Genomic DNA, 13,762 nt, shown 5'->3' with positions numbered 1-13,762 from the left:
TTATCAATATAAAATCAGACAAGCAGCACAGGAATCTGCTGCTGCCTGAAAAATTTGGTCACCATTTCATCCCACACCCGGTCCAGGGACTTGTCCATGGTAAAGGTTCTCAGGGATGTACCTGTTGTGCAGGTCACATGACTGCCGTCGTACTGCAGGTTCAGATACAGGCCGAAGACATCTGCCGGTGTCTGGGAAAGTCCGCTTCCCACAAGCAGTTTTTCCACATTCTGCCGGGAGAGCTGAAATACAATTTTAAAGTGCAGCGGGGTATGTTTTCCTTTCATGATGGAGAAGCAGAAGGGTTTTATTTCCTTCCACGTTGAGAAGGTGCGCTCTGTCCGGGCGAGCATTTCCGCCTGTTCTGAATCAAAGAACTCCTTGTGGAGGGAACCGTCAATATGGTAAGTGACAAAGGTGGTCACATTGGCCTCACACAGCCAGAAGGCATCGAAGTCGGTTCCGATAAGCAGACGGGACATAAAGTCTTTTACATCCTGTACCTGTAAAGCTATCATGATATTATTTCCTCTTCCTGTCATTAGTCTAATGAATAGTATATACGAAAAACGGGAAAAATCAAAGTACTTTCATGAAAAAAGCCCTTTTCAACAGCATGGTTTTGTGTTATCATAAAACATAGTATTAAAAACTACATATAAGAGGTTGCAAGATGAGATATAAAATAGTAATAGACAGCTGCGGAGAATTAATAGAACGTTGGAAAGAAGACCCGGCCATTGAACGGGCATCCCTGACCCTTACTGTCGACGAAGAAGATATTGTGGATGATGAGAGCTTTGATCAGGCATATTTCTTAAAAAGAGTGGCAGAATCACCGAACTGTCCCAAATCCTCATGTCCCTCCCCGGAGAGATATATGGAAGCCTATGACTGTGAGGCAGACCATGTGTATGCAGTGACGCTTTCCTCAGAACTGAGCGGCTCCTATAACAGTGCCGTACTCGGCAGAAATCTGCTTTTGGAGAGCAGTCCTGAGAAAAAAATCCATGTATTCAATTCCCGCTCAGCTTCTGTGGGCGAGACCCTGATCGCTCTGAAGATTGAAGAGTGTGAGAGTAAAAATATGGAATTTGAGGATATTGTCCGGGAGGTAGAGGCTTATATTGAGAGCCAGAACACCTATTTTGTGCTGGAGAGCCTTGAAACTCTGCGAAAGAACGGACGATTAAGTAATCTGAAGGCATTTGTGGCCACGGCCCTGAAGATCAAGCCTGTCATGGGAGCGACCCCGGAGGGCACAATCATACAGCTTGACCAGGCAAGAGGCATCAACAAGGCCCTTATGAAAATGGTGGATTATATTGTGGAACGCTCAGAGAACAGTGCGGACAGAATACTGGGCATCTCACACTGCAACTGCCGGGAGCGGGCGGAGATCGTGAAGGACGCCATTGTAAAACGGATTCCGGTAAAGGATGTAGTTCTTTTAGATACCGCAGGCGTCAGCAGTATGTATGCCAATGACGGCGGAATCATTGTGGTGATTTAACCCCAAGGGGATAGGCGGAAACGGAAGGAGATGAGCCGTTTCCGCCTTTCTATTTGCTCTTTTTGCCGCAGCACCTGCGGACAGCGGAAAAAAACACCCGGTCAAAGAAAAATACATTTTGACCGGGCTGTCTTTTTATAGTAGGATAAGTATATATCGTATTCAGCGGAGCTGAATATGTATGAGAAAAATGTGACAGAAGAAGGTAAACGTATTATGGGAGGACAACTGAAGAAATTATTCGCCCCTGTGGATATGACAGAGGGCAGACCGTGGGAGAAGATCGTGGCTTTTACTGTGCCGCTTGTCATCGGCAATATCGCGCAGCAGCTCTACAACACGGTGGACAGTATTATTGTGGGACGGTATGTGGGAGACAATGCCCTGGCAGCGGTGGGCAGTGCCGGACCGATCTTAAACCTGCTGCTTGTTTTATTTATCGGTATTTCCGTGGGAAGCAGTGTTATGGTTTCCCAGTATTTCGGGGCAAAGGAGAGGGAGGAACTCTCCGGCACCATAGGAAGCTGTATCACCCTGACCGCCATTTCCTCAGTCATTATCATGGCGCTGGCACCCTTTGTGATCATGCCTATGCTGGAGCTTCTGCATACGCCGGATACGATTATTGACTGGTGTAATTCCTATCTGAGAATTTTGTTTATCGGCATTGCAGGTGTGGCTTACTACAATATTCTGAGCGGAATCCTCAGGGGTCTGGGAGATTCCGTATCGGCCCTTATATATCTGCTTGTGGCGACGGTGCTGAATATTATCCTGGATCTGTGGTTTGTAGCCGGCCTGGGCCTGGGCGTGCCGGGGGTTGCCCTTGCCACAGCCATTGCGCAGGCAGTATCGGCAGTCCTCTGCATGTGGAAACTGACCCGCATGAAGGATGTCTTTGATTTCAGACTCCACTATCTGAAGATGAAAAAGAACCATGCCGTGAATATTATCCGTCTGGGACTTCCCTCCGGGCTTACCCAGGCTATTTTTTCCATGGCCATGGTCATTGTGCAGTCCCTTACCAACAGCTTCGGGGAAATGCTCATAGCAGCCAATGTGATCGTTATGCGTGTGGACGGCTTTGCCATGATGCCGAACTTTTCCTTCGGCACCACCATGACCACTTATGCGGGTCAGAATGTGGGGGCAAACAGCTACGACCGGGTGGAACAGGGAGCCAGACAGGGCACCATGATCGCGGCAGGCACATCCGCTGTGATCACGGTCCTCATCCTGCTGTTCGGCAGGAATCTGATGGGTATCTTTACCGGCACCTCTGAGCTTGTGGATCTGAGTATGCGCATGATGTGCATACTGGCAGTGGGATACATAGCCATGGCTGTGACCCAGAGTCTTTCCGGAGTCATGAGGGGAGCAGGTGATACCATGACGCCTATGTGGATCTCCATCATTACCACAGTCCTGATTCGTGTGCCTCTGGCTTACGGGATATCCTGGGCCACCAGAACACCGGAACTTCCAAACGGCCGCAGTGAGTGTATCTTTATCTCTCTCTTGGTATCCTGGGTACTGGGTGCCATTGTCACCTGGTTTTTCTACAGGAGAGGAAAGTGGAAAACAAAAGCGCTTGCAGCAGCAGAAAAGTAGGAATATAAAAGCCGGTTATGCCGGCTTTTATGAAATAAAAAAGTGAAGAGGAGAATGATTATGGAATTTACGAAGGAAAAATCAAAAATCGCCTATTACAATGAAGAGGGGAAAATGCTGGCAGAAGTCACATTTCCCGCTGTAAACAAAAACACGGTGAATATCAACCATACCTTTGTAGATGAATCTCTGCGCGGACAGGGGATTGCGGGAAAGCTTATGCAGGCAGCGGCACAGTATCTGGATGAGAGCGGAAAAAAAGTGCTTCCCACATGTTCTTATGCTGTGGGCTGGTTTGCAAAACATCCGGAATATAGTCATCTTCTGCTTGACGGCAGTGAAGAATAAGAAGTCTGAAAAGGGGAAAGCAGCAAAATGATAAAACAGAATCTTCATGAAAACTGGGAAATGCATACCGCGGGGTGGGACGACTGGCAGCCGGCACAGGTACCCGGAACCGTATACACGGATCTTTTGAGAAACGGCAATATGGAGGATCCATTTTGGAAGGACAATGAGAATAAAGCTCTGGCACTGATGGAAAACGACTATGAATATGAGACCATATTCGCCTGTGGGACGGACCTTCTCTCCTGTGACAGCGTTTTGCTGCGCTTTGAGGGGCTGGATACCATTGCGGACATCTATGTGAATCATGAATATATAGGCAGAACAGACAATATGCACCGGACCTGGGAATTTTCCGTGCGGCATCTTCTCCATGAAAAGGGAAACTCCCTGCGGATACTTTTCCACTCACCGCTTGCGTACATCAGGGAAAAATTCGCGGAGGCGCCCACAAGAGGGTCTGAGGACGCCATGGACGGTTTTGTGCACATTCGGAAAGCGCACTGTATGTTCGGCTGGGACTGGGGTGCTCACCTGCCGGATGCAGGTATCTTCCGCCCGGTATCCCTTCTGGGGATACAGAAAGCCTGCCTTGACAGTGTGTATCTGCGCCAGGAGCACCGGGCAGGATATGTCAGACTGAAGCCTCAGGTGCACGTGAGGATCGTGAAAGACCGGGTGGCAGGAGACCCCATGGAACTCCACGGACAGGATTCCTGCTGTTCCTACCGAATCACCATAGAGGACCCCGATAAGTCAAAACGTGTCTTTGAGGGCTCCCCGGAGGAGATCGTTATTGAAGATCCCAGACTCTGGTGGCCCAACGGCCTTGGGGAACAGCCCTTGTATACCGTCAAGACAGAGCTTATTTGCGGGGATACGGCAGTGGATGAAAAGATACAGCGCATCGGTCTTCGCACCATGACCATGCATGTGGAGAAGGACGCATATGGGGAGAGCTTTGCCCATGAGGTTAACGGGGTACAGGTATTTGCCATGGGCGCTGACTATATCCCCGAGGACCACCTGCTGGGCAGGACTACCCCGGCAAAGACCAGAAAACTGCTTAAGGACTGCAGGGCAGCCAATTTCAACGCCGTTCGTGTGTGGGGCGGCGGGTATTATCCCGAGGACTGGTTCTACGATATCTGCGATGAACTGGGTCTTATGGTATGGCAGGACTTTATGTTCGCCTGTGCGGTCTATGATCTGACGCCTGCCTTTGAGGAGAATATGAGAAAAGAGCTGGCTGACAACATAAAACGTATCCGCCATCACGCTTCCTTAGGTCTGTGGTGCGGCAACAATGAGATGGAGATGTTTGTAAAGGAGGGCAACTGGGTATCAAAGCACTCTGAGGTGAGGGATTATCTGCTTATGTATGAGAGAGTGATCCCGGAGGTGCTGAAGGAGTATGACCCTGTGACCTTTTACTGGCCGGCAAGCCCTTCCTCAGGCGGTTCCTTTGACGAACCGAATGACCCGAACAGAGGTGATGTGCATTACTGGGATGTGTGGCACGGAAACAAGCCTTTCTCGGATTACAGAAATTATTTCTTCCGCTATGCGTCAGAATTCGGATTCCAGTCTTTCCCCTGTCTGAGCACGGTCAAGACATTTACTGATGATCCGGATGACTTTAATATTTTTTCCTATGTGATGGAAAAGCACCAGAGAAATGCAGGTGCCAACGGAAAGATCATGAATTACATGCAGCAGACATTCCGCTATCCCTCCTCTTTTGAAATCGTGCTCTATGCTTCACAGCTTCTCCAGGCGGAGGCCATCCGCTACGGCGTGGAACATTTCAGGAGAAACAGGGGAAGATGCATGGGAGCCATCTACTGGCAGCTAAATGACTGCTGGCCTGTGGCTTCCTGGTCCTCCATTGACTACACCGGACGGTGGAAGGCGCTGCATTATTATGCAAAACGTTTCTTCGCCCCCATTATGGTGTCCTGTCAGGAGGAGGGCTGGCTGACACAGAAGCCGGATATGAACCGGGAGCATTTTGAGTTTGAAAAGTCCATCCGTCTGAATGTGACCAATGAGACCAGAAAAGAACAGCAGGTCCTGGTCAGATGGGCGGTGCGGAACCAGAAGGCAGAGATTTTTTCCTCCCATGAGGAACTTGTCTGCGTTCCGGCTATGTCCAGTGTCTGGCTGGATAAAGTGGAATTCCCGCATATCCAGATTTTTGACAGGTATGTAAGTTATGAGATTCTGCAGAACGGTGAAATTCTGTCCGAGGGGACCGTCATCTTCTCCCTTCCCAAGTATTTTGCCTATGCAGACCCCGGGCTTTCCTGCAGAGTGGAAGGGGATGAGATCGTCGTTCGGGCACAGGCTTATGCAAAGAGCGTGGAGATACAAAATAAAGCGGAAGACCTGCTTCTGTCAGATAATTACTTTGACATGAACGCAGGGGAGAAGCGTGTCAGGATCCTGAGCGGAGAACCAAAAGGCCTGCGCTTGAGAAGTGTATATGATATTCGGTAAATGGAGGACAAAGGATGGAGCTCTGGGATATATGCGACAGCAAAGGGATTCCTACAGGGAGAGTCATGGAAAAGGGAAAAGACCTGGGTGATGGTGAATATCACGTGGCGGTGGAGGCCTGGATCATGAACACAAAGGGAGAATTTCTGATCCAGAAGAGAAGCAGCAGATGTGTCCACTATCCCAATGTCTGGTCCCTGACTGCCGGCAGGATACAGGCCGGCGAGGACGCCAAAGAAGGGTGTATCAGAGAAGTGCAGGAGGAGATAGGGCTTGCCCTGGAGAGGGAAGAACTGATCCATCTGGCACATATTAACCGGGAAGACGGAAGTCATATGATCTGGGAGGTTTTCCTTGTCCGCCGGGATATCCCTGTCTCAAAGCTTACCCTGGACCCGGAGGAAGTGGCAGAAGTCAGGTGGGTGACCGGGGAGGAGCTGGAGCGCATGATACGGACAGAGGAGATTTTTACCTACCCGGAGATTCTGGACTTCCTTCACCTGATCACCGAAAAGTACCTGTAAGAAACGAAGAGAGGACAGGAATCATGTGGAACAAAAGATTTTTAGACCAGATGACAGAATTTATTTTTGTGGAGCAGGAGCCAAAGCCGGCGGATATTATCTTTGTCCCCGGCAGCGGATTTCCCCAGATCGCGGAGAAGGCGGCCAGTCTCTACAGAGAAGGATTTTCTGAGCTTGTGCTGCCGTCTGGAAAATACAGTATACTGCGCGGCAGATTCGGAGGTGTTCAGGCAAAGGAAGAGGAATACAGGGGAACGTACAGGACAGAGTGGGAATTTTTAAAGGCTGTCCTTGTAAAGCATGGTGTGAAGGAATGCCACATATGGAGGGAGGAAAAGGCCACCTACACATATGAGAACGCCATCCGTTCCAGGGAGGTGACAGACGCGGCAGGACTGCAGGTGAAGCGGGGAATCATCTGCTGTAAACCGGCACATGCCAGGCGGGCGCTTCTGTATTACCAGCTTCTGTATCCGGAAGCGGAACTTCTGGTCTGCCCTGCAGATGATTGTGAGATCACCAGGGACAATTGGTATCTGAGTGAAAAAGGCTGTGATACCGTTCTCGGTGAGATCGCCCGCTGCGGGGAGCAGTTCCATGAGATCATGAAAGATATGAGAGAAAACCAAAAGAAGCCGGACGCGTAATGCGTAACGGCTTCTTTTGGTTTAAAACGTGCCGGAAAGTTCATTCCGGCACGCTTTGGAGGATTTTATTTCTTTTCTTCTATCTCTTCTATAACATCCTGTTTGTCAGGAGTTATTTCTTCCGGTACGGTATAATCGTCAGGATTTCCCTGCTCTTCCTCCTCCTGAGGCTCATACTTTGCAAAGACCTTGCGGAATATGTAGGAGTTGCAGAAGGCGATAAAGGAAAGTCCGATCAGGAACCAGAACAGGCTTCCGTAAACCAGTGTGGTGGAGTTGAACATGGTGATGAACACGATTCCCACCGGAATACAGACAACCAGAACCGTATGGGGCAGGTTCAGAATACTGATCAGCAGCGCGTTCTTGAGCGTGTTTTTTACGTTGTTCTCAAATCTTGCCACATAGGGGAAAACGTAGGTCATCAGCAGCAGGTAGAAAGTTATCACAACGCCTACCAGGATGCGGAATATGTTCTTCATATTGTCGGGCAGAAACTGTGTTGCCTTGTAATCTGCGAAGATCAGCAGGCCCAGTACCGCCAGTAGCAGCCAGATAATCGTGGATATTTTGAAGTTCTCCTTGAAAGCCTTTAAGAAGCCTTTGAAGATATAAGATTCTTCCCCCCTTACCATTTTCAGGGTAACAGAGTACAGCGCAGTGACAGATGCTCCTATGGTTACAATAGGAATGCAGCATATCAGGCACATAAAATTTAAGATCATCAGGTCACATACGCGGGACAGAAACCGCATAACCGGGCTGTCCATGTTAAAAAAACCGCTCATAATTCTTTGTTGTCCTTTCCATTTGTTGTTCTTATGGCAGATGTCCGGGATTTCCTCCCGCTGCCGGTCATTCTTCTTCGGGCTGTTCCTGTATCTCAGGCAGGAAAATGTGTACAGCCTCGATTCTGTTTTTTTCTACCTTGTCCACAACCAGGCGCACATGGTCCGGGGTTGTGATACTTTCCCCGGGCTCCGGGAAGCGGTCAAGCTGTTCGATGATATACCCGCCGATGGAATCATAGTCCTCAGATTCGATCTGCACGGGAAGCACTTCATTTAAATCATCCAGTCTCGCGGCCCCAAGTGCCACGTATTCCCTTCCGGGAATGATCTCCGTTAAGTCATCCTCCTCGGTGTCATCGTATTCATCGTGGATATCCCCCACAATCTCCTCCAACAGGTCCTCCAGGGTGATGATTCCGGCAGTGGCGCCGTACTCGTCCAGAACGACAGCGAAAGAAACGCTCTCTTCCTTCATTTCCACCAGCAGTTCAGAGGTCTTCTTGTACTCAAAAGTAAAGTAAGGCTCCCGCATGATCTCTTTTAAAGAGAAATTATCCCTGGACCCCATAAGCAGCAGGTCTTTGACATTGACGATGCCTACCACATTGTCGGTGGTATCTTCGTAGACCGGGAACCGTGTATGCTTTTCCTCCCGGAACATGGAGATCAGGTCATCATAGGAACTTCCGATATCCGCGAAAGCCACATCAATGCGGGGAACCATAACATCCTTGGCCTGGGAATCCCCAAAGTCGAACACATTATATATCATCTGGCGTTCCTCGCTCTCAATGACGCCCTCCTCGTGGCTGACATTGACGATGGTACGCAGCTCGTGCTCTGTGATCCGGTTGCCCTTTCCGCTTTGGTCCACGCGCAGCAGAGACAGCACGCCGTCGGAAAGCTTATTTACAATATAGATGACCGGTGTGAGAAGCACCATCAGTCCGTGGATGGGGCCGGCGTAGGAAAGTGCAAGCCGTTCCGCGTTGAGGGTTGCCATGGTCTTCGGCGTGATCTCACCGAAGATTAGGATCAGCAGTGTCAGTACACCGGTGCATATACCCACTGCGGCATTGCCGAACATGCGGATAGCCATGGATGTGGCAAGGGAAGAAGCCCCAATATTGACCAGGTTGTTGCCGATCAGAATCGTGCTGAGCATCTTTCCGGAATTGCCTGTTACCTTCAGAAGGGTTTTGGCCTTCTTATTTCCCTGTTCGGCCAGGGTCTGGATACGAATTTTGTTTGCGGTTGTCATAGAAGTTTCTGCGGATGAAAAGAATGCCGAGAGGCATATAAGTACAATCAAGACGAGAAACTGTATGGCGTCACTGGAATCCAATTAAATTTCAACTCCTTTGTAATATAAAATTATATTAAGAAATGATACATGATTTTGGGAAGGATTGCAAGTATCGCAGAAAAAATAAAAAAATTGAATTTTAGGGGTGTCGAAACAAACAGAAATATGCTATAATGTCTCCGATAGAGGCATGATGAATATGCCTAAAGAAAGAGTACCGAAATTGTCTAATTTGCACAATGTGCAGAAATACAATTTTTACATATAAAAGATACATAGCAGACCACGACGAGATAGATTTTAAAAAGGGGCAGATTATGAAGAAAAATTACAGCGGAAATAACAGCAGATCATATAAGAACAGAATCCTGAAGACAACTCTCGGCATTACACTGGCAGCCATGCTGGTGGTACAGGGAGCGGGCACCGGCATGCACATGGGATTATCCCAGGTGGCAGCAGCGGAGCAGACGGACAATGCGGCAAAGCTAAAAACTGTCTATGTAAGCGGCAGCGGTAAGAAGAGCGGGGACGGCACCTCCAAGGATACGGCGGTTTCCAGCTTTGAGAAAGCCAAATCCCTGGCAGCCGACAGCGCGACCATCCTGGTATGCGGAACCATCACCATTTCCGGTGAGACAAAGCTCACCATGCCCTCCGGGATCACAGTCAAGCGTGCGGACGGTTTCAGCGGACCGATCATAAAGGTGGAGGGAAGCGGTAAGCTTACCTTGTCTTACGGTTGGCTGAGCGCCTCCGATGTGGATACCAAGAGCGCCAATCTGGGCGCCGATGCCTTTGTAGTGGGTGAAAAGGCAAAAGAGGAGAACAAAGAAAATCAGGAACAAAAAAAAGAGGATAACACCTCAGAGGATAACAGCGCAGATAAAGATGCGGTAAAAGAGGATACAAAAGAAGAGTCTAAAGAAGAGGCAAAAGAGGAACAAAAGGAAGAACCCAAGGAGGAGGCACCGGTTAAAAAGCAGGAAGCACCTGCGGTGACGGTACCGGACAGCATGACCATGAAGGAGCCGGCCACACTGGAGTCCATGTTCATGGGAGACGGTTTCAACGGTGACGGTACCTTCCGTTTCGCGGAGCCTGAGAAAGTGCCGGATACCTATGAGAGCACCCATCAGATCATCTTTACGCCCAATGACACGGAGACATATGACTATTCCGGAGTCCCGGGCTGGAGCGCGGAGGGGCAGCAGGTGGTTCGAAGTGTGACCGTATATGTGGAGTCTCTGAAAGCGCCGGAGCCTTCTGCGGAAGAAAAAGAGGAGCCGAAGAAGGAAGAGGCCGAAACAGAGGAACCCAAGCAGGATACGGACAGCGGCAAGACTGACCAGGCTGAGAAGCCTGCAGATGACAAGGATACGGATGCCGATAAGAAAGACACAGACAAGACGGAAAAGCCCGTAGAAGATAAAAAGGATGCAAAGGACAAGAAAGAGGACGCATCCAAGAAGGAAGAGACCAAAAAAGAAGAGTCAGCCAAAAAGGATGACGCATCCAAAAAAGAAGAATCCTCCAAAAAGGAAAACACAGATAAAAAAGAGAATATATCATCGAAAAAGGAGTCTTCCGAAAAGGCAGAAAAAGAACCGGTGGGCAGCCTTTGGGACAAGGCCACAGATGTGAAAGTATCCGGTGATTTTATTCCCTCTTATGTAGAAGTCAGGGTATCCCTGAATACAGATGTGGACAGTCTGCCGGCAGCGGATATTGAGCAGATTCTCCAGGCATATGAGATTGAACTCTGGGATCTGAAAGCAGATAAAGAGTACAAGATTCCGGATGGCAAAAAGGTGACGGTATCCATTCCGGTGCCAAAGGACGCAGATCTCTACAAAAAGCTGGTGATCGGACATTATATGGAAGAGACCGGCAGTTATGAATATTTCACACTGGGAAGCAATATGAATGTTTCGGGCGGATACCTGGTATTTGAAACCGGCTCCCTGAGTCCTTTCAATGTAGGCGGCAGCCAGCTTGTGGGAATCGGCACACAGAGCCCCAACCATAAGCCTACAGTACCGTCAGCCGGCACAACAGGGAACGGCGGCAGTTCTTCCATCAACAAGAACGGCGGAAACAATGGTTCCTCCACAGTGAAAAAGCCAACCAACACCTCCATTAAGAAAAACAACGGAGCAGTGGTGGTAAACCCCAGAACAGGCGATGAGTCACCGATTCTTACCTATGTGCTGGTGGCAGCTGCGGCAGTCATTGTTGTGGTGGTCCTTTTAGTCCTGGGTAAAAGAAAAAAGAAATGATTACATAGTAATACATCAGAATGCCCTCCCATATATATACATATGGGAGGGTTTCTTTATGGAGCAGACAGTTGCAAAACAATCAAAACCTCTACTGATGATGAAGGCGCTGCTGGCAGCTTACCTGGCAACCGGCCTTATGCTGCTTCTTCTGGCGCTTCTTCTGTACAAGATGGGACTGGGAGAAAACCAGGTGAACCTGGGTATCCTGATTATTTACATAGTGTCCTGTTTTCTGGGAGGCTTCTATCTTGGAAAAAAGGTAGGAAACCAGAGATACCTGTGGGGAATGGCGCTGGGGATTGGCTATGCAGTGCTTCTGACCGCAGTCACATTTTTGACGGAGCATCAGATATCCGCTGATTTTAAGGAGATGGCAGTCACCTATTTTCTCTGTTTTCTGGGAGGCGCCCTGGGCGGTATGTTGTCGTGACAGTTTCGCTTGCAGGAACCGGGATAGGTTCACTTGAATTACGAAAGAAATACTTGCCTTGCCGGTTATAGATATGCTATAATAGCCACAAGCGTGCAGACGCATAGAATTACATTTAAGCACAGGGAGGAATATGTCATGGAACATATCAAAACATTAAATACAAAAAACTTACAGAATACAGTAAAAAAAGGCGGTTGCGGTGAGTGCCAGACATCCTGCCAGTCAGCCTGTAAAACATCCTGCACAGTAGGAAATCAGAGCTGCGAGAATAAATAACAGGAACTGCGCTTCGCGGACTTCCTGTTATCAAGAATAATTTGCTGTCATAGGAAGACATCAGAAGCAGCGGTATAAAAGCCGCTGCTTATTCATTGTACGGCATACTAAGAGAAGAAAGGAAAAATACTGTGATTCATCGTTATAAAAATAATGGATACAACATTGTACTCGATGTAAACAGCGGTTCCGTGCATGTGGTGGATGAGATTGTCTACGACATGGTCGGTCTGCTGGATGAGGGAAAAAGTGAGGAGGAGATACTCACTGCCCTGAAAGACAGGTATCAGGAGGAAGATATTAAAACTGCTCTTGAGGAATGCGCGGTGCTCAAAAAAGAGCAGATGCTGTTTACTGAGGATGTGTACGAAAAAGCAATCGACAGTTTTAAGGACAGGCCCACAGTGGTGAAGGCTCTCTGCCTGCATATTGCCCACGACTGCAACCTGGCCTGCCGTTACTGTTTTGCGGAGGAAGGGGAGTATCATGGACGCAGGGCCATGATGTCCTATGAAGTGGGAAAACAGGCGCTGGATTTTCTGATCGCCAATTCCGGCAACAGGAAGAACCTGGAGGTGGATTTCTTCGGCGGGGAGCCGCTTATGAACTGGAAGGTGGTCAAAGACCTTGTGGCCTACGGCCGTTCCCAGGAAAAGATCCACAACAAGCATTTTCGCTTTACACTCACAACAAACGGCGTCCTGCTCAATGATGAGATTATGGAATTTGCCAACAAAGAGATGGACAACGTAGTGCTCAGTATTGACGGCCGCAGGGAAGTCCATGATTTTATGCGTCCCTTCCGAAAAGGAGCGGGCAGCTATGACCTGGTGGTACCGAAATTCCAGAAATTTGCCGACAGCAGAGGGCAGAAGAAATATTATGCCAGAGGTACCTTTACCCGTCATAACCTGGATTTTTCCAAAGATGTGCTCCATCTGGCGGACCTGGGATTTGAACAGATTTCCGTGGAGCCTGTGGTGGCGGATGAAAAAGAAGAATATGCGCTTCAGTGGGAGGATGTCCCGAAAATCTGTGAGGAGTATGACAAGCTGGCAAAAGAGATCATCAAGAGGGAAAAAGAGGGAAGAGGCTTTAACTTTTTCCACTTTATGATAGACCTGACGGGAGGTCCCTGTGTGTATAAGCGGCTTTCCGGCTGCGGTTCCGGAACCGAATATCTGGCTGTGACACCATGGGGTGACCTGTATCCCTGCCATCAGTTTGTCGGTGAGGAAAAATTCCTCATGGGCAATGTGTGGGACGGTGTACAGAAACCGGAGATCCGCGATGCGTTCAAAGAGTGTAATGTATATGCAAAGGAAAAATGCCGGGAGTGCTTCGCCAGATTTTACTGCAGCGGCGGATGTGCGGCAAATTCCTATAATTTCCACGGCTCCATCAATGATGTCTATGACCTTGGCTGTGAACTGCAGCGCAAGCGAGTGGAATGTGCCATTATGATAAAAGCTGCTTTGGCGGAACAATAGCATACATCATGACACACATAAAGACTAAAAGTAAAGAAGGGA

The 13,762-nt window shown here is 48.8% G+C and carries 13 protein-coding genes; 10 read left to right on the top strand and 3 right to left on the bottom strand.

Annotated features, from left to right (window positions below):
* Positions 1-14 precede the first annotated feature (14 nt).
* Entirely contained in the window at positions 15-518 is a 504-nt protein-coding gene (locus WMO65_RS14295; RefSeq protein WP_148393451.1) for a DUF5721 family protein, read from the bottom strand.
* A 155-nt stretch (positions 519-673) separates the two neighbouring features.
* Between WMO65_RS14295 and WMO65_RS14290 the strand changes: the two genes are divergently transcribed.
* From WMO65_RS14290 to WMO65_RS14265, 6 genes are all read left to right on the top strand, one after another.
* The gene (locus tag WMO65_RS14290; protein WP_033139732.1) at positions 674-1,513 is read left to right on the top strand and encodes a DegV family protein; all 840 of its coding nucleotides are present in this window, start codon (positions 674-676) and stop codon (positions 1,511-1,513) included.
* 216 nt (positions 1,514-1,729) lie between these two features.
* Complete coding sequence (locus WMO65_RS14285; protein ID WP_148393490.1) at positions 1,730-3,124, top strand: MATE family efflux transporter; 1,395 nt, start codon at positions 1,730-1,732, stop codon at positions 3,122-3,124.
* Positions 3,125-3,184: 60 nt separating this feature from the next.
* On the top strand, positions 3,185-3,472 hold the full coding sequence (locus WMO65_RS14280; protein WP_033139731.1) for a GNAT family N-acetyltransferase: 288 nt from the start codon (positions 3,185-3,187) through the stop codon (positions 3,470-3,472).
* Positions 3,473-3,499: 27 nt separating this feature from the next.
* Positions 3,500-5,971, top strand: coding sequence for a beta-mannosidase (locus tag WMO65_RS14275; protein WP_148393450.1), 2,472 nt, complete (start codon positions 3,500-3,502; stop codon positions 5,969-5,971).
* 14 nt (positions 5,972-5,985) lie between these two features.
* On the top strand, positions 5,986-6,495 hold the full coding sequence (locus tag WMO65_RS14270; RefSeq protein ID WP_033139729.1) for an NUDIX hydrolase: 510 nt from the start codon (positions 5,986-5,988) through the stop codon (positions 6,493-6,495).
* Between the two features lie 23 nt (positions 6,496-6,518).
* On the top strand, positions 6,519-7,142 hold the full coding sequence (locus tag WMO65_RS14265; RefSeq protein WP_054353371.1) for a YdcF family protein: 624 nt from the start codon (positions 6,519-6,521) through the stop codon (positions 7,140-7,142).
* 65 nt (positions 7,143-7,207) lie between these two features.
* On the opposite strand, the gene WMO65_RS14260 is transcribed toward WMO65_RS14265, so the two are convergent.
* Positions 7,208-7,930, bottom strand: coding sequence for a YesL family protein (locus WMO65_RS14260; protein ID WP_033139727.1), 723 nt, complete (start codon positions 7,928-7,930; stop codon positions 7,208-7,210).
* 67 nt (positions 7,931-7,997) lie between these two features.
* On the bottom strand, positions 7,998-9,278 hold the full coding sequence (locus WMO65_RS14255; protein WP_033139726.1) for an HlyC/CorC family transporter: 1,281 nt from the start codon (positions 9,276-9,278) through the stop codon (positions 7,998-8,000).
* Between the two features lie 278 nt (positions 9,279-9,556).
* Between WMO65_RS14255 and WMO65_RS14250 the strand changes: the two genes are divergently transcribed.
* From WMO65_RS14250 to scfB, 4 genes are all read left to right on the top strand, one after another.
* Positions 9,557-11,518, top strand: coding sequence for a hypothetical protein (locus WMO65_RS14250; RefSeq protein WP_148393449.1), 1,962 nt, complete (start codon positions 9,557-9,559; stop codon positions 11,516-11,518).
* A gap of 58 nt (positions 11,519-11,576) precedes the next feature.
* Positions 11,577-11,951: a TIGR04086 family membrane protein gene (locus tag WMO65_RS14245; protein WP_033139724.1), complete on the top strand. Its 375-nt coding sequence runs from the start codon at positions 11,577-11,579 to the stop codon at positions 11,949-11,951.
* Between the two features lie 138 nt (positions 11,952-12,089).
* Positions 12,090-12,230, top strand: a complete 141-nt coding sequence (gene scfA, locus WMO65_RS14240) for a six-cysteine ranthipeptide SCIFF (protein ID WP_015541285.1) — start codon at positions 12,090-12,092, stop codon at positions 12,228-12,230.
* Between the two features lie 131 nt (positions 12,231-12,361).
* The gene (scfB, locus tag WMO65_RS14235; protein ID WP_033139723.1) at positions 12,362-13,720 is read left to right on the top strand and encodes a thioether cross-link-forming SCIFF peptide maturase; all 1,359 of its coding nucleotides are present in this window, start codon (positions 12,362-12,364) and stop codon (positions 13,718-13,720) included.
* Positions 13,721-13,762: the final 42 nt, after the last annotated feature.

This window comes from Blautia caccae (genome assembly GCF_040095955.1).
Taxonomy (GTDB): Bacteria; Bacillota; Clostridia; order Lachnospirales; family Lachnospiraceae; genus Blautia; species Blautia celeris.
Note: the sequence above shows the minus strand (reverse complement) of the source record. Positions and strands in the feature narration are given on the sequence as shown.

Coding starts and splice junctions, on each gene's coding strand:
- WMO65_RS14260 (WP_033139727.1), bottom strand. CDS start 7,930: ATGAGCGGTTTTTTTAACATGGACAGCCCGGTTATGCGGTTTCTGTCC.
- WMO65_RS14275 (WP_148393450.1), top strand. CDS start 3,500: ATGATAAAACAGAATCTTCATGAAAACTGGGAAATGCATACCGCGGGG.
- scfA (WP_015541285.1), top strand. CDS start 12,090: ATGGAACATATCAAAACATTAAATACAAAAAACTTACAGAATACAGTA.
- WMO65_RS14290 (WP_033139732.1), top strand. CDS start 674: ATGAGATATAAAATAGTAATAGACAGCTGCGGAGAATTAATAGAACGT.
- WMO65_RS14295 (WP_148393451.1), bottom strand. CDS start 518: ATGATAGCTTTACAGGTACAGGATGTAAAAGACTTTATGTCCCGTCTG.
- WMO65_RS14265 (WP_054353371.1), top strand. CDS start 6,519: ATGTGGAACAAAAGATTTTTAGACCAGATGACAGAATTTATTTTTGTG.
- WMO65_RS14270 (WP_033139729.1), top strand. CDS start 5,986: ATGGAGCTCTGGGATATATGCGACAGCAAAGGGATTCCTACAGGGAGA.
- WMO65_RS14245 (WP_033139724.1), top strand. CDS start 11,577: ATGGAGCAGACAGTTGCAAAACAATCAAAACCTCTACTGATGATGAAG.
- WMO65_RS14285 (WP_148393490.1), top strand. CDS start 1,730: ATGGGAGGACAACTGAAGAAATTATTCGCCCCTGTGGATATGACAGAG.
- WMO65_RS14250 (WP_148393449.1), top strand. CDS start 9,557: ATGAAGAAAAATTACAGCGGAAATAACAGCAGATCATATAAGAACAGA.
- WMO65_RS14280 (WP_033139731.1), top strand. CDS start 3,185: ATGGAATTTACGAAGGAAAAATCAAAAATCGCCTATTACAATGAAGAG.